The 18,135-nt window shown below is 56.4% G+C and carries 20 protein-coding genes; 13 read left to right on the forward strand and 7 right to left on the reverse strand.

What is annotated here, in order from left to right; translation table 11 throughout:
• Positions 1-6 precede the first annotated feature (6 nt).
• The 4 genes from rpoH to ftsY all read right to left on the reverse strand — a co-directional run bounded on the left by rpoH (position 7) and on the right by ftsY (position 3,436).
• Positions 7-867: an RNA polymerase sigma factor RpoH gene (gene rpoH, locus OYT1_RS02850; RefSeq protein ID WP_062625431.1), complete on the reverse strand. Its 861-nt coding sequence runs from the start codon at positions 865-867 to the stop codon at positions 7-9.
• 63 nt (positions 868-930) lie between these two features.
• Positions 931-1,827, reverse strand: a complete 897-nt coding sequence (gene ftsX / locus OYT1_RS02855) for a permease-like cell division protein FtsX (protein WP_062625430.1) — start codon at positions 1,825-1,827, stop codon at positions 931-933.
• A complete protein-coding gene (ftsE, locus tag OYT1_RS02860) occupies positions 1,824-2,477 on the reverse strand; it encodes a cell division ATP-binding protein FtsE (protein WP_062625429.1) in 654 nt (217 codons plus the stop codon). The genes ftsX and ftsE overlap by 4 nt, the downstream gene beginning before the upstream one ends.
• A complete protein-coding gene (gene ftsY, locus OYT1_RS02865; RefSeq protein WP_062625428.1) occupies positions 2,474-3,436 on the reverse strand; it encodes a signal recognition particle-docking protein FtsY in 963 nt (320 codons plus the stop codon). The genes ftsE and ftsY overlap by 4 nt, the downstream gene beginning before the upstream one ends.
• Positions 3,437-3,531: 95 nt before the next feature.
• Between ftsY and OYT1_RS02870 the strand changes: the two genes are divergently transcribed.
• The 5 genes from OYT1_RS02870 to OYT1_RS02890 are packed head-to-tail and all read left to right on the forward strand — an operon-like array spanning position 3,532 to position 7,469.
• Positions 3,532-4,896 (forward strand): M16 family metallopeptidase, encoded by a 1,365-nt coding sequence (locus OYT1_RS02870; RefSeq protein ID WP_062625427.1) that lies wholly within the window; start codon positions 3,532-3,534, stop codon positions 4,894-4,896.
• The gene (locus tag OYT1_RS02875; RefSeq protein ID WP_062625426.1) at positions 4,886-6,202 is read left to right on the forward strand and encodes a M16 family metallopeptidase; all 1,317 of its coding nucleotides are present in this window, start codon (positions 4,886-4,888) and stop codon (positions 6,200-6,202) included. Before OYT1_RS02870 ends, OYT1_RS02875 begins: the two co-directional genes overlap by 11 nt.
• 38 nt (positions 6,203-6,240) lie before the next feature.
• Complete coding sequence (rsmD, locus tag OYT1_RS02880) at positions 6,241-6,735, forward strand: 16S rRNA (guanine(966)-N(2))-methyltransferase RsmD (RefSeq protein WP_062625425.1); 495 nt, start codon at positions 6,241-6,243, stop codon at positions 6,733-6,735.
• Positions 6,728-7,204, forward strand: a complete 477-nt coding sequence (gene coaD / locus OYT1_RS02885; protein ID WP_062625424.1) for a pantetheine-phosphate adenylyltransferase — start codon at positions 6,728-6,730, stop codon at positions 7,202-7,204. The genes rsmD and coaD overlap by 8 nt, the downstream gene beginning before the upstream one ends.
• A 10-nt stretch (positions 7,205-7,214) precedes the next feature.
• A complete protein-coding gene (locus OYT1_RS02890) occupies positions 7,215-7,469 on the forward strand; it encodes a YfhL family 4Fe-4S dicluster ferredoxin (protein ID WP_062625423.1) in 255 nt (84 codons plus the stop codon).
• Between the two features lie 338 nt (positions 7,470-7,807).
• On the opposite strand, the gene radA is transcribed toward OYT1_RS02890, so the two are convergent.
• On the reverse strand, positions 7,808-9,169 hold the full coding sequence (gene radA / locus OYT1_RS02895; RefSeq protein ID WP_062625422.1) for a DNA repair protein RadA: 1,362 nt from the start codon (positions 9,167-9,169) through the stop codon (positions 7,808-7,810).
• A 98-nt stretch (positions 9,170-9,267) separates the two neighbouring features.
• Positions 9,268-9,990 (reverse strand): carbonic anhydrase, encoded by a 723-nt coding sequence (locus OYT1_RS02900; protein WP_062625421.1) that lies wholly within the window; start codon positions 9,988-9,990, stop codon positions 9,268-9,270.
• Between the two features lie 250 nt (positions 9,991-10,240).
• Between OYT1_RS02900 and OYT1_RS02905 the strand changes: the two genes are divergently transcribed.
• From OYT1_RS02905 to OYT1_RS02935, 7 genes are all read left to right on the forward strand, one after another.
• A complete protein-coding gene (locus OYT1_RS02905; protein ID WP_062625420.1) occupies positions 10,241-10,882 on the forward strand; it encodes a DUF6781 family protein in 642 nt (213 codons plus the stop codon).
• 2 nt (positions 10,883-10,884) lie between these two features.
• Entirely contained in the window at positions 10,885-12,567 is a 1,683-nt protein-coding gene (locus tag OYT1_RS02910; protein ID WP_062625419.1) for an ABC1 kinase family protein, read from the forward strand.
• Positions 12,568-12,710: 143 nt separating this feature from the next.
• On the forward strand, positions 12,711-13,616 hold the full coding sequence (locus tag OYT1_RS02915; protein ID WP_145983660.1) for a hypothetical protein: 906 nt from the start codon (positions 12,711-12,713) through the stop codon (positions 13,614-13,616).
• The gene (locus OYT1_RS02920; protein ID WP_062625417.1) at positions 13,613-14,131 is read left to right on the forward strand and encodes a GTP-binding protein; all 519 of its coding nucleotides are present in this window, start codon (positions 13,613-13,615) and stop codon (positions 14,129-14,131) included. The genes OYT1_RS02915 and OYT1_RS02920 overlap by 4 nt, the downstream gene beginning before the upstream one ends.
• A gap of 9 nt (positions 14,132-14,140) precedes the next feature.
• The gene (locus OYT1_RS02925) at positions 14,141-14,578 is read left to right on the forward strand and encodes a roadblock/LC7 domain-containing protein (protein WP_062625416.1); all 438 of its coding nucleotides are present in this window, start codon (positions 14,141-14,143) and stop codon (positions 14,576-14,578) included.
• A 16-nt stretch (positions 14,579-14,594) separates the two neighbouring features.
• The gene (locus OYT1_RS02930) at positions 14,595-15,002 is read left to right on the forward strand and encodes a hypothetical protein (protein ID WP_062625415.1); all 408 of its coding nucleotides are present in this window, start codon (positions 14,595-14,597) and stop codon (positions 15,000-15,002) included.
• A 12-nt stretch (positions 15,003-15,014) separates the two neighbouring features.
• Complete coding sequence (locus tag OYT1_RS02935) at positions 15,015-15,725, forward strand: SAM-dependent methyltransferase (protein WP_062625414.1); 711 nt, start codon at positions 15,015-15,017, stop codon at positions 15,723-15,725.
• A gap of 14 nt (positions 15,726-15,739) precedes the next feature.
• On the opposite strand, the gene lplT is transcribed toward OYT1_RS02935, so the two are convergent.
• A complete protein-coding gene (gene lplT, locus OYT1_RS02940; protein ID WP_062625413.1) occupies positions 15,740-16,978 on the reverse strand; it encodes a lysophospholipid transporter LplT in 1,239 nt (412 codons plus the stop codon).
• Between the two features lie 89 nt (positions 16,979-17,067).
• On the opposite strand from lplT, the gene alr reads away from it, so the two are divergent.
• A complete protein-coding gene (alr, locus tag OYT1_RS02945) occupies positions 17,068-18,126 on the forward strand; it encodes an alanine racemase (protein ID WP_119283456.1) in 1,059 nt (352 codons plus the stop codon).
• Positions 18,127-18,135 lie beyond the last annotated feature (9 nt).

Genomic DNA, 18,135 nt, shown 5'->3' on the forward strand with positions numbered 1-18,135 from the left:
CGGAAGTTAAGCGACAGTGGGGGCGAGCAGAGCCTGCATCTTGCTCAGCGCTTTTTGTTCGATCTGGCGGATCCGCTCTGCTGAGACATTGAATTCTGCAGCCAACTCGTGCAGCGTGGCTGCATCATTCTCGCACAGCCAGCGAGCCTCAATGATACGGCGGCTGCGCTCATCCAAGGCTGCCAGTGCCGCACTTAATCCTTCAGTTTTGCGCTGTTCAGTTTGGCTGTGTTCTAGCAGGTGCGAAGGTTCGTCATTTTCATTGGCGGCCAACCATGAGATTGGCGAATAGCTATCTTCATCGTCTTGGGAGGTCGGATCCAGCGCCATATCGTGGCCGCTGAAGCGCGTCTCCATCTCCACCACGTCGTGCTCGCTGACGTTCAGCTCCTTGGCGATGTTGGCGATTTCCTGAGGGCGCAAGGTGTCCAGCCCATTCTTCATACTACGCAGATTGAAGAACAGCTTGCGTTGCGCCTTGGTGGTGGCGATCTTCACCAAGCGCCAGTTCTTCAGGATGTACTCGTGCATCTCAGCCTTGATCCAATGCAAGGCGAACGACACTAGACGCACTCCACGATCCGGGTCATAGCGTTTTACCGCCTTCATCAGGCCGATATTCCCCTCCTGAATCAAATCGGCTTGCGGCAGGCCGTATCCTGCGTATCCACGGGCAACGCTGACGACTAGGCGCAAATGCGATAACACCAAGCCGCGCGCAGCCTCCAGATCGTTTTCGCGGCGGAAACGTGTGGCCAAGTCGAATTCCTCCTCCTGCGTTAGCATGGGGATGGTATTCACCGAATGGATGTAGCTATCCAGACTGCCTACGGCAGATGGCATCGGTAAGGTTAGGCTATGGCTCATGGTGGTTCCTCCTGATGCGGATATTAGCACTCGCTGCCTATGAGTGCCAATAGTCGAAAAAGTTTAGCGAGGTTCTATTTTTCGGAGGTGCTGAGTCACCGACATCCACGCGCCCAACCAGCCGAGGAACGCGGAGAAGGCGAGTAAAGTGCAGCCATCCGCTAGGCTCAAGTGACTGAGGATGAAGCTGCTGTCGTAGAGTTTGGCTAGGTCGGCCAAGCTCAGATTCAGTAGCATCAAGGCTCCGCCGATGATGCCCCATGCGGCGCAACCACCGAGCAGTCCTTGAAGCAGGCCGAACTGGAGGAAAGGGCGGCGGATGAAGCCACTGCTGGCGCCGATTAGCTTGGAGACCTCAATCTCGTCGCGGCGAGTCAAGATCTGCAACCGGATGGTGTTAAATGTGATGGCGACTAGCGAGAGTGCTAGCAGGGCAGCCAGCAGCAATAGGGCGGTGCGGGCAAAATCGAGCAGGGCTTCTAGGCGGCGCGCCCAGTCCGAGTCGAGTTGTACTCGTTCCAGCTTTTTCCAACCTTTCAGCTCGTCGCGCAGCGTTTCCAGTGCCTGCACGCTACTGGTCTTGGGGTGGACAATGAACGTGTCGGGCAAGGGGTTGTTCTCCAATCCTCCGATCACATCTCCCAAGCCGCTGCCTTGCTTGAGTTGCTCTAGCGCCTGCGCGCGCGAAACATACTCGATGCTGGCAATGGCAGGGTGCTGCTCCAGTCGCTTACGCAGTTGCCCCACTTCGTCAGCTTTGGTGTCCACCGTCAAGAACACGCTCAGTTGCGGCGCAGCGGCGAATCTTTCGATTACTCCCTGCGCATTCTGTAGCAACACATACAGGCCGGTGGGCAGGCTAAGTGCAATGCCGATCACCAGGACATTGAGCAGGCTACTGACCGGCGTGGCGAAGAAACGCCGGAAGGTGGCGCTCAGTTGCGACAAAAATTGACTCATGCCGCCAGCTCCCCGTGTTTGAGTGCAATCGTGCGCCCGTCGCCTTGACGGATCAGTGACTCGTCGTGAGTCGAAATCAGCAGCGTCGAACCGACCTGATGGAAGGAGCGAAAGATGTTCATGATCTCGCCGGCGTACTCCGTGTCCAGATTGGCGGTCGGCTCATCCGCCAACAAGATACTCGGGCGGTTGACGATGGCGCGTGCGATGCACAGGCGCTGCTGCTCGCCGCCGGAAAGCGCGATGGGGTTGATCTTCTCGCGATTGAGTAGGCCGACCTTGTCCAGCGCAGCACGCACGCGCTGTGCGCTCTCGCGATGGTTGAAGCCGCAGATCTGCAAGGGCAGCAGCACATTGTCGAACACGTTGCGGTCGAACAGCAGCTTCTGTCCCTGAAAGATCAGGCCCAGATTGCGGCGCAGATAGGGAATGGCGGCGGGCTTGAGTGCGCCGACGTTTTGACCGTTCACTATCACACTGCCACCATTGGGGCGCTCGATGGCGGCGATGAGTTTCAGAAGTGTGCTTTTGCCTGCGCCAGAGTGCCCGGTGAGGAACACCATCTCGCCCTCGGCGATATCGAACGAGACGTTGCTGAGCGCCTGATGGCCACCGGGGTAGCGTTTGCTGACCTGATTGAAGCGGATCATTCTTCGTCGAATCCCAGCAAAGCAGAAACAAATTCTTCGGCCACAAAGGGGCGTAAATCGTCTAGTCCTTCGCCGACGCCGATGAAGCGTACGGGAATCGGGTGAGCTTTAGCGATGGCGGCGATCACGCCGCCCTTGGCCGTGCCATCGAGCTTGGTCAGTACCAGCCCGGTCACGCCTAACGCATCATCGAAAGCCTTGGTCTGCGACAGCGCGTTCTGGCCGGTGTTGGCATCCAGCACCAGCAACACTTCGTGCGGCGCGCCGGGCAGGGCTTTGTCGATGACGCGTTTGACCTTTTTGATCTCCTCCATCAGGTGTGCTTGGGTGGTCAAACGACCGGCGGTATCGGCAAGTACCACATCGATTTTGCGCGCCTGGGCCGCTTGCACGGCATCGTAGATCACGGCGGCGGCGTCACCACTTTGCTGGGCGATAACGGTGACGTTGTTGCGCTCGCCCCAGGTCATTAGTTGTTCGCGTGCGGCGGCGCGGAAGGTGTCGCCTGCTGCCAGTAGTACCGATTTGCCTTGAGATTGGAAATGCTTGGCCAGCTTGCCGATGGAGGTGGTCTTGCCTGCGCCGTTCACGCCGCACAGCATGATGACGAAAGGCTGATGTGTGCCGGTATCCAGTGGCTGAGCCAGCGGCTTGAGCAATTTCAATAGGCAATGTGCCAGCGCTTCCTTCATCTGACTGGCTTCGGTCAGTCGTTGTTCTTTTACTTCGCGGCGCAGATCGGCCAGTAGATGGCGCGTAGCATCCATGCCGACGTCGCTGGTGATGAGTATGGTTTCCAGCTCTTCGTACAGCTCGTCATCAATCTTACCGCCCCCACTGAATAGATCGACTAACTGGTTGCCGGTACGCGCCAATCCACGTTTCAGTTTGCCCAGCCAGCCAGTGCTGACGGGCTTTTCCGTGCTGTTGGAAGGGGTTTTTTTCAGGAAGCCAAACATAGTCGAACCGTAGTGAAATGGCGCATAATGCGCGCCTCATGCAGGCGGGATGCCGCTGCGCATTTTATTCGGATTGATGGAGTAGAGCCAGAAGAATGAACTTGCGATTATTGATTGCTTGCGCGGTGTTGATGGCAGGAACACCGGTGGCCGCCGAGGTTTTTGAGCAAACTCTGCCGAACGGTTTGAAAGTCGTGGTCAAGGAAGACCATCGTGCGCCTGTGGTGGTGCAGCAGATATGGTACCGCGCGGGCAGTATGGACGAAAAGACCGGTACGACCGGCGTGGCGCATGTGCTAGAGCACATGATGTTCAAAGGCACGAAATCCGTTCCGGCGGGCGAATTCTCGCGGCGCATCGCCGCAGCGGGCGGGCGCGAGAATGCGTTTACCAGCAACGACTACACGGCGTATTTCCAGCAGCTGCATAAGTCCAAATTGCCGTTGGCGATGAAGCTGGAGTCTGACCGGATGCACAATCTCAATCTGACCGATGCCGAGTTCGCCAAGGAGATCCAAGTGGTGATGGAGGAGCGGCGGATGCGCACCGACGACCAGCCACGTGCCTTGATGGAAGAGAAGCTGGGCGCGGCCATTTATCTGGAGCACCCCTACCAGCATCCGGTGGTCGGCTGGATGAGCGACCTCGAAGCCATGAAAGGCGCGGATGCGCGCGATTGGTATCGGCGCTGGTATGTGCCAAATAATGCCACGCTGGTGATCGCGGGCGATGTTAAGGCCAGTACAGTGTTTGCGCTGGCCAAACAGACTTACGGCAAAATTTCTGCGCGGACGCTGCCACAGAGGCGGGTATTTACCGAGCCACCTCAGACTGGCATTAAACGTCTGGTGGTGAAGGCTCCAGCCGAGCTTCCTTATTTGGTGATGGCGTACCACACGCCAGTGATACGTGATGTGGCTAAAGATTGGCAGCCCTACGCGCTGGAAGTGTTGGCGGGCGTGCTGGATGGCAACGAGTCGGCGCGTTTGAACAAGGCGCTGGTGCGTGAACAGGCTTTGGCCAGTAGCGTGGGTGCGGGCTATGACAGCATCGCCCGTGGCCCGTCCGTATTCGTGCTGGAAGGTACGCCGACCGAGGGAAAATCAGTCGTTGAGCTGGAAACGGCGTTGCGTGTGCAGATCGCCCAGTTGGTGGCGGAGGGCGTGAGCGCGGAGGAGTTGCAGCGCGTCAAGGCGCAGGTGTTGGCGAACGAAGTCTATCAGCGCGATTCCGTGTTCTATCAGGCGATGCAGATCGGTCAGCTCGAAAGCATTGGTCTGTCGCACAAAGACATTCCGGTGATGTTGAAGAAGCTACAGGCGGTGACAGCGGAGCAGGTAGTTGAAGTGGCTAAGGAATTTCTCAAGGACGATAACCTGACGGTGGCGACACTTGATCCGCAGCCGCTTTCCGGCAAGCCGAAGCGCGCCGCTCCGGCAGGAGGTTTCCATGCGCACTAAGATTCTCATCACTTTGATCGGGCTGTTCAGCGCGGCTAGCGCGTGGGCAGGCCCGCAGATCCAAACTTGGCAGGCGCCCAGCGGCGCGCAGGTGCTGTTCGTCGAGAATCATGATCTGCCGATGCTCGATGTGGCGGTGAACTTTGCGGCTGGTAGCGCGCACGACTCGATAGAGAATTCCGGTTTGGCAGCGTTGACACATGGCTTGTTGGATCACGGTTCGGCGGATTTGAGTGAAGACGAAGTGGCCAAGCGCTTGGCCGATGTGGGGGCGCAACTTGGCGGTGGTTTTGACTCGGATCGCGCAGCCATTTCTTTGCGTACCTTGAGCCATCCGGTTGAGCGCGAACAGGCTTTGTCCATTCTGGCGCAGGTGGTGCAGCAGCCGGTGTTCCCTGAAACCGTGGTCGAGCGCGAGAAAGCGCGCATCATTGCCGGATTGAAAGAGGCCGAGACGCATCCCGAACATCTGGCTGACAAGGCGTTCCGTACTGCGGTGTTCGGCGCGCATCCCTATGCCTTGTCTGGTTCAGGGGAGGTGGTGACGGTGAGCAGGCTGAGTCGCCCTGAGATCGAGGCGTTCTATCGGGCTCATTATGTCGCGCAAACCTCTGTGGTGACGCTGATGGGCGATGTGACCCGCGCCGAAGCTGAAGCGATCGCCCAGCGTTTGACTGAGCGCCTGCCGAAATCTGGCTCTGTGTTCACCGTGCCACAGGTGCTGCCGCTCGCCGCAGCCAGTGAGCAGCGCATCACCCATCCAGCTACGCAAAGCCATCTATTGATCGGAGCGCCCGGCATGTCGCGCACCGATCCGGACTATTTTGCACTATACGTCGGTAATTACGTGCTGGGCGGCGGCGGTTTCGTGTCAAGGTTGATGGAGGAGGTGCGCGAGAAGCGCGGCTTAGCCTATGACGTGCATAGCTACTTCGTGCCGATGCAGCAAGCAGGTGCGTTCCAGATCGGCTTGCAGACCAAGGGCGAGCAGGCGGATCAGGCGCTAGAACTGGTGCGAAAAGTGGTGGCGGATTTTATCGCGAATGGGCCGACCGAAAAGGAGCTGGTCGCTGCGAAGCAGAACATCGTCGGCGGTTTCCCGCTGCGCGTGGATAGCAATCGCAAGATTTTGGAATATCTCAGCGTGATCGGTTTCTATCACTTGCCCTTGAGTTATCTGGATGACTTTACCCTCCGAGTAGAGCAAGTCACGACGGCGCAGATCCGTGCGGCATTCGCACGTCATCTCGATCCCAGTAAGATGGCTACGGTGATTGTGGGCGGTGGTGTGGGAGAGCCAAAATAAATCAGGTCAGGATCATCGGCGGCATCCACCGCAGCCGGATGCTGGATTTTCCGGATGCGCCCGGCTTGCGTCCTACGCCGGATCGCGTACGCGAGACTCTGTTCAACTGGCTGGGGCAGGATTTGTATGGTTTGCGCTGCCTCGATCTATTCGCAGGCAGCGGCGCATTGGGTTGCGAAGCGGCTTCGCGCGGAGCAGATCAGGTGGTGATGGTGGAGAAAAATCGCCAAGTTCATCAAGCCTTGGCAACGAATGTCGCAAAATTGCGCCTCGCTAATGTGGCGCTGCACTGGGCAGATGGGCTAGAATTCGCGCGCAGCGAAACAGGGCGTTACGACGTGGTGTTTCTCGATCCGCCGTTTCAGAGCGATTATCTGCCCAAGGCGCTGGAATTGTTGAAGGAAAAGCTGAACGAAGGCGGGCGGGTGTATGTGGAGACCGGGGTGGCGTATGAGCCACCACAGGGTTGGCGAGTGCTTAAGAGCAAACGCGCCGGACAAGTGAATTACCAGTTGTTGGAACGTGATGATTAAAGTGATTTACCCCGGAACGTTCGACCCGATCACGCGCGGACATGAAGATGTGGTGCGCCGTGCCGCAGGTTTGTTCGATCAAGTCGTGGTGGCGGTGGCGCAGAGCCGAGTGCAAACCGCGTTCACGTTGGAAGAGCGAGTGGACATGGCACGCGAAGTGTTTGCTGAGCTTCCTAATGTCTCGGTGCAAGGATTCTCTGGCCTGTTGATGCAGTTCGTGCAAGCGCAGAATGCGCGCGTGGTGCTGCGTGGATTGCGCGCGGTATCGGATTTTGAGTATGAGTTTCAGATGGCGGGTATGAACCGCAAGCTGGACCCTGAGGTGGAGACAGTGTTCCTTACCCCAGCAGAGCAATACACGTTCATTTCCGCGACCATGGTGCGCGAGATATCGCGCTTTGGCGGTGACGTGGGAAAATTCGTTTCGCCCGTGGTGGCGGCAAGATTGGAAAGCAAGAAACTAAACTGAGGAGAGAAGCATGGCACTGTTAATTACCGACGAATGTATCAACTGCGACGTGTGCGAGCCGGAATGCCCGAACGAGGCGATTTCCCAAGGCGACAGCATCTACATCATCGATCCGAGCAAATGTACTGAGTGCGTCGGTCACTATGACACGCCGCAATGCGTGGAAGTATGTCCGGTGGATTGCATTCCTCACGACCCTGATCACGTCGAAAGCAAAGAGCAGTTGCAGGCCAAATACGAAAAGCTGATCGCGGCCAAAGGCTGATTTGGAATTCGTCAAAAGTTTAAAGCCGGGCTTGCCCGGCTTTTTTCATGACTTGTTGCTGTGCCATCGATTGCCTCGGGCAGAGTAAAGCACCTCATGTCGCTGGAGATATGCACCGAACGGCGCACTAGGGATTGTAAATTCTTCACCTACGACTTGCGTTAAGTGCCGGCGGTTTAGGTTCCTCAATAACCTAGTGTCGTCATTGTTAGGATGCGATGATTCCGATTTCTTGACTCTAAAATGTTGATGCCGAGATGCACGGTCGTCCGGTCCTCACTCAATAAACGTAGTGCCATTCTCGTAGGATAGCTGGAGCACAGCGATACTTATCATCTTTATCGCGCCTTTTCCACCGCCTCTTCCACCCGCTCCACGGCAATGATGGTCATGCCTTCGATCATGTGTTTGGGAGCGTTGGCTTTGGGGATAATGGCGTGAGTGAAGCCGAGTTTGGCGGCTTCTTTCAGTCGTTCCTGGCCGCGCTGAACGGGGCGGACTTCGCCCGCCAGACCGACTTCGCCGAATACGACGAGTTTTTCCGGTAGCGGTCGGTTGCGCAGGCTGGAGACGATGGCGAGCAGTACCGCTAGGTCCGCGCCCGGTTCGGTGATCTTCACGCCGCCGACGGCGTTGATGAATACGTCCTGATCGAAGCAGGCGATGCCCGCGTGGCGGTGCAGCACGGCAAGCAGCATGGCGAGGCGGTTCTGCTCCAAGCCCAGCGACAGGCGGCGTGGGCTGGGCGAGTGGGCTTCGTCGAGCAGGGCCTGCACTTCCACTAGCAAGGGTCGCGTGCCTTCCTGCGTCACCATCACGCAGGAGCCGGCGACCTGCGTGCCGTGTTGCGACAGGAACAGTGCCGACGGGTTGCTGACTTCGCGCAATCCCTTCTCGGTCATGGCGAACACGCCGAGCTCGTTCACCGCACCGAAGCGGTTCTTGAAGGCGCGTATCAGGCGGAAGCTGGAATGGGTGTCGCCCTCGAAATACAGCACGGTGTCCACGATGTGTTCCAGTACTCTTGGTCCGGCCAGCGCGCCTTCCTTGGTGACGTGGCCGACCAGGATCATGGTCACGCCGCTGCTCTTGGCCAGCCGGGTGAGTTGGGCTGCGCACTCGCGCACCTGCGCCACCGAGCCGGGCGCGCTGGTGAGCTGCTCGGAATATACGGTTTGGATAGAGTCGATCACTACCACGTCCGGCTTTTCGTGGGCGACGGTGGACTGGATCTTTTCGAGCTGGATCTCGGGCAGCAGGTTGACCGAGCGCGCATCCAGCGCCAGTCGCACCGCGCGCAGGGCGATCTGCTGGGCCGACTCTTCGCCGCTGACGTAGAGCACTTTTTTTGTCTGCGAGAGATGCGCTAGCGTCTGCAGCAACAAGGTGGATTTGCCAATGCCGGGATCGCCGCCGATCAGCACCACGCCGCCCTCCACCAGGCCGCCGCCCAGTACGCGGTCGAATTCGCTGATGCCGGTGGGCGTGCGCGCCACTTCGGCGGCTTCCACTTCGGCCAGTTTCTGCAACTGGCCGGAAGCGGCGAGCGCGCTGTAGCGGTTCTTGCCTGCCGTAGGTAGTGCCTCCGCCACTGATTCAACCAGCGTGTTCCACGCCATGCAGTGCGGGCATTGCCCTTGCCACTTGGGCGTTTGTCCACCGCATTCGGTGCAGGAATAGATCGTTTTAGCTTTTGCCATGGTGTCCTCTGAGTTGTCCGGCACGATAGCGCAGCGGGAAACGACGGGCAACAAAAAAGGCGGCTTGCGCCGCCTTTTACATACTTCAGTCTTGCGACTTAGTGATGGTGCTCGTGTTCGCCATGGCTACCTGCAGGGGCGGCGGCCAGAGCGGCGGTCACCTTGGCTGCATCGGTTTCGCCGTTTACGTTGATCACATTCAGCTTGCCCGGGCCTTGCTTCATGTCATCCGCAAAGTCATACACGCCGCCGACAATCATCAGGTGGCCTTCGGCAACCTTGTCACCGAACAGTTCCATGGCTTGTTTGACTTGGTTGTTCACGTTCAGCTTCACGCCGTCGATGTCGCCAGTCACTTTGCCGATAGTGGCCAGTTCCTTCTGGACTGGGACCTCCAGCTTGGCTTTGTCGGCATCGTTGAGTGCAGCTGCAGAGATGGCGCCACACTTGGAGTGGCCGATGATGATCAGCAGGGAGGAAGCTAGGTGATTCACGCCATATTGAACGGAGCCCGTCGCAGTGGCGATCTGGTTGCCGATATCGCGGATCATGAATAGATCACCTTCTGGTGTCGTATCCAGCATGTTGGTGTGGACACGGGAGTCCGAGCAGGTTACCACGGTGGCGCGAGGATGTTGGCCTTTGGCTAGCTCGGCAAAAAACTTTGCGCCGTGCTGCTTGGCATATGCCGCTTCAGTTTTCGAGATTTCCTTGATGAATGCTTGTGCTACAGCAGCATCACCATGAGAGTGCCCGTCGGCGAATGCTGGAGCTGCGATGAAGGCGGCGGCAATGATGGATGCGAGTTGCTTCTTGAACATGGTTTCTCCCTGAGTTTTAACTTAATTGTTCGCGTGACTTATTGAACGCGGGCGAAAATGTAGCAGAAAACTTTGTTCTAGTGGGGGGGATATTTATGAGTTGTGTGGGGCCTCCCACGCTGAATTTCCTGTCGATATCGCTCACGAAAGCGCTGCATTGCTAACCGCTTCGCGCTAACATTGTGACGCAGTGATTTCATACCAGACCCGCTGCCTAGTTGAGCAGCTTTACCAATACAAGGAGGGCATCATGAGCGAACTGACCAACGAAATAATCACGCGAGTAGCTACAGAAACCGTTGCTGAGGCGACGGATATTCGTAGTCGAGTTCGTGATCTCACGCTGAGTGCGATCAAGCAACGTCATCTGGAGGCGGTAGGAGTGCGCGAGGTCGTCAAGGCGCTGACGGCGGGTGTCAACTTTGGCTTGGAAAAGCGGGCGCAAGACTCTAAAGAGGCGATGAGCGAAGCCTTTGCTGGGTTGGATGATGCCCTACAAAAATCGGCTGAAGCGACCCATCTGGCGCTGCGGCAACTTAGTGATCATGGCAAAGAGTTCAGTGATGTCGAGTTGACCATCGCAATCGAAAATCTCAAGCAGACAGAAAGAGAGTTTCTGACAACGATCAGTGAAGTGGCGGGTGCTGCCAGCGAACGAGTGAAAGCCGACTGGCATGAGTTAGTCACCCATGCCGCTCGTGCCGGTACGGATACCGGTCGACAGGTGGCGGATACGGTGAGCGAATTCTCACAGCGTATCGGTAGCGTTGCGCAAGATACCAAGGTGATTGGGGGCGGCGCAGTGCGTCAGCTGAGTTCGCGTTTCGTGCAGGTGGCGAGCGGCATCTTGGCCGGTATTACCGAAGCGATCAAAGAGACGAACAGTAAGTAACTATGCTCATCGAAGCTGTTAGTGCGATGCGGGACTTGCCGCGTTTACGCGAGATCACCGCCGTGATGTTCCATTACGGCTTCGGTGATGTGATGCGCCGCATCGGCGTGGTATCTATGCTGGAGCGGGCAGGGCAGATTTTGCATCGTCCTTCGCCGCCAGAGTCCCGGGTGGAGCTGGAGACTCCGCAGCGTATTCGCTTAGCAATGGAAGAGCTTGGGCCGACCTTCGTTAAGCTGGGGCAGGTGATGGCGACTCGAGTGGACATCTTTCCACCTGACTGGATCGCTGAGTTCGAAAAATTGCAGAGCAGTGTTCCGCCGCTACCGTTCGAGGTGCTGCTCCCTGATATCGAACGAGCGCTCGGAAAATCGCCGTTCGAGGTGTTTAGCGAGCTGAATCAAATTCCTTGCGGTTCTGCCTCCATCGCGCAAGTGCATCGCGCCAAGTTGGCTGACGGTACCGATGTGGTTCTGAAAATACGTCGTCCGGGCATTCAAACGAAGATCGAGGCCGACCTTCGTATTCTGAAAAGTATCGCCAGCTTGCTGGAGCTGGAAATCCCAGAGTCTCGTCGCTACCAACCGGTGCAATTGGTGAAGGAGTTTGGACGTTCCTTGCAGCGCGAACTCGATCTGGCGCAGGAGGCTAGTTCGCAAGAGCGTTTCAGTAAGAATTTTGCTGGCGACCCGCATATCATTATCCCGACTATTTATTGGGAGTGGTCGAGCCAAGGGATGAACGTGCAGCAATTTATCGATGGCATCCCCGGTAATCAGTTGGCTAGAGTAGAAGCTGCCGGATTGGATCGTGCTTTGCTTGCGCGGCGAGGTGCTGATGCCGTGCTGAAGATGATCCTTATTGATGGCTACTTCCATGCAGATCCACATCCAGGTAATGTGTTTTACTTGCCGGGGAATCGTATCGCCATGCTGGATTTTGGTATGGTGGGGCGATTGTCGGATGTGCGCCGCAAGCAGATTGTGGATATGTTGATGGCGCTGGTGCAGCGCGATGAGCAGTTGTTGTTGGACGTGCTGTTGGACTGGACGGACGACAGTGATGTGGATGAGGCGAGACTTGTCCATGATGTGAATGAGCTGATCTTTAATTTTGAGTATGTGCCGCTTAGCGATATTCGACTGGGAGCTGTGCTAGGCGATATCACTTCTATCATGCGAGAGCACCATATCGTGCTGCCCTCGGATCTGGTGCTGCTGTTCAAGGCGTTGATTACCCTCGAGGGTTTGGCTAGTCAGCTCGACCCGACCTTGCGTATGGCCGATCAGGTCTCCCCCTTCCTTAAGGTGGCGATTGCAAACCGCTATCGTCCGGATGTGTTAATGCGCAGGGGTAAGCAAAATCTGCACGAGGTCATGTCGATTCTCAGTGGATTGCCGCGTGATGCCGCTCGGCTGATCAAGGAAGCAAGGCGGGGACGGGTCAAGATTGATCTGGATATCAAGCGGTTGGATCATTTTGGTCATCAGATCGATCACAGTGCTAACCGCTTGACGATGGGGGTGTTGACAGCCGCATTGTTCATCGGTTCGTCCATCGTGATGACGGTGCAGAGCGGCCCGACGCTGTTCGGACTTCCTTTGTTTGGTTTGATCGGCTATCTAATCGCATTCTTCAATAGTGTGGTGATCGTTCTTTCCATCTGGCACTCCAACAAGGAATGAGTCTCAGCATCGTGGTCTGAAAATATTCCCACCTTAGGGTTTTAGCCTATGTTTTGTGAGAGGGGATTTGTGATAGCATCACGCCGAGTTCAGGGGAAATGAAACTTATATAATTACAATAAAATTACAATAAAATGGGAACCGTGCTTACTTTATCTTTCAGTGGACTGCCCGACAATGATCGGCTGGTGTTGTCAGCGTTATTTACGCTGGCAGAGGTGCAGCTGTCATCTAAATGGCGGCTCAATAGTGGCGGCGATTCTGATGCTGTGTTGATGGCTAATAGCGATGGCGCTAGCCTGTTGCTGATGCGTCCAGGGAATAGTGCGGCAAGCATCAATCCCAATCTACTTCAGTTGAAGCGCCCTTTTCAGCATATTGACTTCATCAAGGCACTGAACGCGGCTGCGAGTGCATTGGCGAATCAGGCCTCCCTCTCGGGTAGCTTGGCGGCATCGCTGGTGCAGTTGCGCAACGATTTGGCACATAGCGAGGCGGTGTGGAGCTTGGGTTTGCCTGAGGCTAACGATAGATTGTGGGTTTGTACCAAACGCAATAGCTACTGGCTAGATGGTGGCGATAATCTATTGACTAAGCTCGATCAAGAAATCTCCCATCTGGAGTGGAGGCAAGAGCCACGCGAACAGCTGCAGCGTTTGCAGTCTGAGCGCGAAGCGCAGCCTTTGTTTCGACTGTATTGGATCAGTGGCATGTTGTCGGGACGCGGCAAGCTTCTGCCTTGGCTAGATGTTGCTACGCCTTGGAAGCTTAAGACTTGGCCTAGTTTTTTCAAGTTGCCACACTACCCAACTTTTCCCCGCATGGCTGCTGCTGCGATGAAGCAACCAATGACACTGGATGATCTGATAGCTTTTTGTGGTGGCAATCGCGCTGCTGCGATCGAGTTTGTTAATGCCAGCGTGATGGCTGAATTCTTGATTGGCGCAACGAGTGCTCAAGTCAGTAGCGGCGCAGCAGCGGCTGCGGAAGCTAAACCGGCTAAATTGGGCTTGATTTCCCTTATCCGCCGCAAACTCGGACTGCTATGAGTCGCGAACATAAAATTATCTTTGCCGGCCCGACCGGCGCGGGCAAAACTACAGCAATCGCACAGATTTCCGAGAAGCCCCCAGTTAGTACCGATGTCGCCAACTCCGACTTGCGTTATGGCAAGGCGACGACCACGGTTGCTATCGATTTTGGTGAGTTGGCTCTTGATGGTGGAGAGAAACTGCGTTTGTATGGGGTTCCCGGTCAGCATCGCTTCTCATTCATCTGGGAGATTGCTGCGCGGGGGGCGTTGGGCGTGATTCTGATCGCGGATAATACGCTCGAAGATCCGATGGCGGAGTTGCAGTTTTATCTCGAAGGTTTTGATTCCTTCGTCAAGCGTGGCGCTGCGGTAGTCGTGGTCAATCGACTGGAAACCCACCCGCATCCCGCCGAAGAGGATTATGTGAAGATGTTGATGGATCGCGGCACTCCGTTGCCGGTGATGGCGTGTGATCCACGTAAGAAAGACGATGTGCTGACTGTGCTTGATGTGTTGTTGACGGTCTGCTAAGGAGAAAATATGCACGACGATTCCCTGCGCGTTTGGCGCGAAAGTCCCGTTTTCAAGGCAGTGTGCCGCGCTGAGATGGATGAGCTGCGCGCTAGTACGCCTAGTGTACAGGCTGCGATTATCGCTACAGCAGACGGTTTCGATGTTGCCGATGTGTGTTCGGACAAGCGTTACTCACCCGCTCGTCTTTCCGCTATGGCGAGCAGCATGATGGCATTGGCCGGTGCGGTAGCGAAAGAGGCCGATTATCCTGACTGTGGCAGCTTGATCGTGGAAAGCTCCGGCGGAAAGACCATCATGATGAGCCTGCCCGGTACCGATGGCCGCTTGGTGCTGCTGGTGATTGCTGACAACAGCACACCGTTCGGCATGTTGCTGATGAATGGTCGCCAGTGCGCGCACCGCATCCAGAAACGCCTCAATCTGACTTCCGATTCTACTAACTGATCTGCAAGGAGAAACCATGTCTGACCTCAACGGAGTGACCCAGCGTCTGCTCAAACAAGTCAGCGGCTGTATGGGCGTGGGCGTGGTTGAGATCGAGTCTGGCTTGTTGATCTCGGTAGCGCACAATGTTTCCTATCTTGACGAATACTTTGTCGAGTCGGCAGCGGCAGCGGCGGTGGATATTTTCCGCGGTCGCACGGTGGTGACTATTGAAAAATTGTTGTCGGATCAGCGTGGTGAGCAAGTAAGCAACCTCATCAATGAAGTGCAAATTAGCACCAATAGCACTTATATCTTTATGGCACCCGTGCCTGGCAAGCCCCACATGTTGCTGGTAATGGTTACCGCTCGTAAAACCAATCTTGGTATGGGCTGGGTAGCATTGCGTGGAGCGCTGTCGGAGATCGCTCCGCACTGTCCATAAGTCGCTTTGCGTATGGCGACCGGCATCCTGTATCTCATCCCCAACACGCTGGGGGAGGCTCCTCCAGCGGACGTACTACCTGTTCACACCATAGAAACTGCACGTAAGCTCGACTACTTTGTGGTTGAGCACGCCAAGTCGGCGCGTCGATTCCTTTCCCAAATCCAAACTGAAACGCCGCTCCAGTCACTCGAAATGGCTGAATTGAGCGAGCACACGGCAGTAACGGAGTTACCCGTTTTGCTCGCGCCGCTGTTGGCGGGGCGTGATGCCGGATTGCTGTCGGAGGCGGGTTGTCCTGGCGTGGCTGATCCTGGTGCCGAGCTGGTGGCGCTGGCGCATCAACGTGGCGTGCGCGTAGTGCCGCTGGTCGGCCCGTCCTCGATCCTGTTGGCGCTGATGGCTTCCGGCCTGAACGGACAGGGCTTCGCATTTCGCGGCTATCTGCCAGTGGATGAGGTGGCGCGCGGCAAGTCGATTGCTGCTTTGGAGGTGGACTCGGCTCGGCTAAAACAGACGCAGATTTTTATCGAAACGCCTTACCGTAATCACAAGTTGCTGACGGCGCTACTGGCGCAATGCCGGCCAGGTACGCGCATTTGTGTGGCGACCGATCTGACGCTGCCGACTGAGTGGGTGCGTACCTGTAAGGTTTCCGAGTGGAAGTCTAGTTCGATTCCCGACCTGAACAAGCGACCGAGCATCTTTCTGCTTCAGGCCTGAATGGCCTCTAAAGATCAGATTCGACCGTTGTCTTGGTCGTGCCCGTGTTTCTTGTATAGCAAAGTCATGATGCTGGAGAGCAGTAGGCCAAATACCAGCGTGATCGCATAGATGCTGAATTCCAGTTTTTCCATTACGGCGTAGAGCGACAGCATTGCCAGAATACTCAGATTCTCATTGAAATTCTGCACGGCAATCGAGCTACCTGCGCCCATCAGCAGATGGCCACGATGTTGCAGTAGGGCATTCATCGGTACCACGAAGAAGCCGCCCATCGCGCCAATGGCAATCAACAGTAGGGTGGCGACTACCGGACTGGACACTGGAATCATTGCTAGAACTGCCAGCCCCATCGCGATGCCGACTGGCAGCACTTTCACCGAATGCTCTAGTTTGACGAACTTAGCCGCGAGTACCGAACCGATGGCGATGCCGACGGCGACCCAAGCGGTGAGTTGCGCCGCTTTATCAAACTCGAAGTTCAATGCCACGGCCGCCCAAGCTAGCACGATCAAGCGCAACGTCGCGCCAGCCCCCCAGAATAAGGTGGTCACACCTAGCGAAACCTGTCCCAGTGGATCTTTCCACAGCAACTTGAAGCAATGGATGAAGTCTTTTAATAAGAATGACGGGCTGCGGCTTAGGGGCTTGTGATCAATGGGTACGCGCGGTATGTAGAGGTTGAAAGCCGCCGCCAGAATATAAATGAGCACCACTGCGGAGATGGCTAGTTCTGGTGCTGAATTGAGGTGGAGGCCGGAAACGGATGAGTTCCACCATTCCAGCATTGGGATGGCAATGGAGGGTTTGACCAGCAAGCCACCGACCACTGCGCCAAGGATGATGGCGGCCACGGTCAAACCTTCCATCCAGCTATTCGCGATCACCAGTTTGGATGGGGGCAAGTATTCGGTGAGGATGCCGTATTTGGCGGGAGAGTAGGCAGCTGCGCCGAATCCGGCGATGCCGTAGGCAAGTAGCGGATTGACTCCGGCTAGCATGGCGAGACAGCCGGTGAGTTTGATGCCGTTGCTGATGAACATCACGCGCCCCTTGGGGAGAGAGTCGGCGAATGCGCCCACGAAGGGAGCTAGTACTATATATGAGAGTACAAAAGCCTCCTGTAATACTGGCGTGTGCCACGTGGGGGATTGCAGCTCTTTCAGAAGGGCGATGGCAGCGAACAGCAGAGCATTGTCGGCAAGCGCGGAAAGAAATTGCGCCGCGAGGATGATGTAGAAGCCGAAGTTCATGCGAAAGCCGCTGTTCAGTGAGCGCGCTTTATAACATGAAAAGGGGAGGCCTGCTATCATTCGCACCCCAGCAATTACCCATTAGCTCCATGCCTCGTCCGATATACGCCGAACTTGACTACTCCGCGCTGGAGCACAACCTCCGCGTGATTCGCCATCGCACGGATGCGCGTGTGATGGCGGTTATCAAGGCGGAGGCTTATGGACATGGTTTGTTGCGTTCTGCTGAGGCGTTGAGAGATGCGGATGGTTACGCCTTACTCGATCTTCAGGATGCTGTGAAGCTGCGTGAGGCGGGATTTCGGCAGCCTATTTTGCTGCTGGAAGGCTATTTTTCGGCGAGTGATCTGCCGCTGCTGGCAGAGTATGAAATTTCCAGCGTTATTCATAGTCATCAGCAGTTGGCCATGTTGAGTGCTTACCCACGTCGTGGCAGTCTTGCTGTGTGGCTTAAACTCAATACGGGGATGAATCGACTTGGCTTTGCGCCGGATCAATTCGCGCAGGCGCTGGAGGCAGTGCGTCGCCATCCGGCAGTGGGTGAGGTAACCTTGATGACGCATTTCGCCCATGCGGATGATCCCGTCGGCGTGGTTGCGCAGTTGGATCGATTCAATGCGATGACCTCGGCGTATCGTCTGCCACGATCATTGGCCAACTCTGCGGCCTTGCTGCGCTATCCGCAGACTCACGCTGACTGGGTGCGCCCGGGCATCTCTTTATATGGCTCATCGCCATTTGCGGATGTCGGCGCCGAACAGCTTGGTTTGCGTCCGGTGATGACGCTGGCCAGCGAGATTATCTCCGTGACAGAGTTAATGGCGGGCGATAGCATCGGTTACGGAGGAACGTTTCGGGCGGAGCGCGCGATGCGCATCGGCACGGTCGCTTGCGGTTATGCTGATGGTTACCCGCGCCACGCGCCAACCGGTACGCCCATCCTTGTTAATGGTCGGCGTACCCGTACGTTGGGGCGAGTGTCGATGGACATGCTGAGTGTCGATCTGGGCGAACATCCCGATGCCGAAGTGGGAGGTCGAGTCACCCTGTGGGGCAAGGGGTTGTCGGTGGATGATGTGGCGCATGCCGCCGATACCATAAGTTACGAGTTGCTGTGTGCCTTGGCGCGACGCGTCCCCCTAAAGTGAATCTAAACT

Origin of the sequence: Ferriphaselus amnicola (assembly GCF_000974685.2) — a bacterium.
GTDB classification, from domain to species: Bacteria; Pseudomonadota; Gammaproteobacteria; order Burkholderiales; family Gallionellaceae; genus Ferriphaselus; species Ferriphaselus amnicola.

Coding starts and splice junctions, on each gene's coding strand:
- coaD (WP_062625424.1), top strand. CDS start 6,728: ATGATTAAAGTGATTTACCCCGGAACGTTCGACCCGATCACGCGCGGA.
- ftsX (WP_062625430.1), bottom strand. CDS start 1,827: ATGAGTCAATTTTTGTCGCAACTGAGCGCCACCTTCCGGCGTTTCTTC.
- alr (WP_119283456.1), top strand. CDS start 17,068: ATGCCTCGTCCGATATACGCCGAACTTGACTACTCCGCGCTGGAGCAC.
- OYT1_RS02905 (WP_062625420.1), top strand. CDS start 10,241: ATGAGCGAACTGACCAACGAAATAATCACGCGAGTAGCTACAGAAACC.
- OYT1_RS02925 (WP_062625416.1), top strand. CDS start 14,141: ATGCACGACGATTCCCTGCGCGTTTGGCGCGAAAGTCCCGTTTTCAAG.
- OYT1_RS02890 (WP_062625423.1), top strand. CDS start 7,215: ATGGCACTGTTAATTACCGACGAATGTATCAACTGCGACGTGTGCGAG.
- OYT1_RS02870 (WP_062625427.1), top strand. CDS start 3,532: ATGAACTTGCGATTATTGATTGCTTGCGCGGTGTTGATGGCAGGAACA.
- OYT1_RS02875 (WP_062625426.1), top strand. CDS start 4,886: ATGCGCACTAAGATTCTCATCACTTTGATCGGGCTGTTCAGCGCGGCT.
- lplT (WP_062625413.1), bottom strand. CDS start 16,978: ATGAACTTCGGCTTCTACATCATCCTCGCGGCGCAATTTCTTTCCGCG.
- OYT1_RS02900 (WP_062625421.1), bottom strand. CDS start 9,990: ATGTTCAAGAAGCAACTCGCATCCATCATTGCCGCCGCCTTCATCGCA.
- OYT1_RS02935 (WP_062625414.1), top strand. CDS start 15,015: ATGGCGACCGGCATCCTGTATCTCATCCCCAACACGCTGGGGGAGGCT.
- ftsE (WP_062625429.1), bottom strand. CDS start 2,477: ATGATCCGCTTCAATCAGGTCAGCAAACGCTACCCCGGTGGCCATCAG.
- rpoH (WP_062625431.1), bottom strand. CDS start 867: ATGAGCCATAGCCTAACCTTACCGATGCCATCTGCCGTAGGCAGTCTG.
- ftsY (WP_062625428.1), bottom strand. CDS start 3,436: ATGTTTGGCTTCCTGAAAAAAACCCCTTCCAACAGCACGGAAAAGCCC.
- OYT1_RS02910 (WP_062625419.1), top strand. CDS start 10,885: ATGCTCATCGAAGCTGTTAGTGCGATGCGGGACTTGCCGCGTTTACGC.
- OYT1_RS02930 (WP_062625415.1), top strand. CDS start 14,595: ATGTCTGACCTCAACGGAGTGACCCAGCGTCTGCTCAAACAAGTCAGC.
- OYT1_RS02920 (WP_062625417.1), top strand. CDS start 13,613: ATGAGTCGCGAACATAAAATTATCTTTGCCGGCCCGACCGGCGCGGGC.
- rsmD (WP_062625425.1), top strand. CDS start 6,241: ATGCTGGATTTTCCGGATGCGCCCGGCTTGCGTCCTACGCCGGATCGC.
- radA (WP_062625422.1), bottom strand. CDS start 9,169: ATGGCAAAAGCTAAAACGATCTATTCCTGCACCGAATGCGGTGGACAA.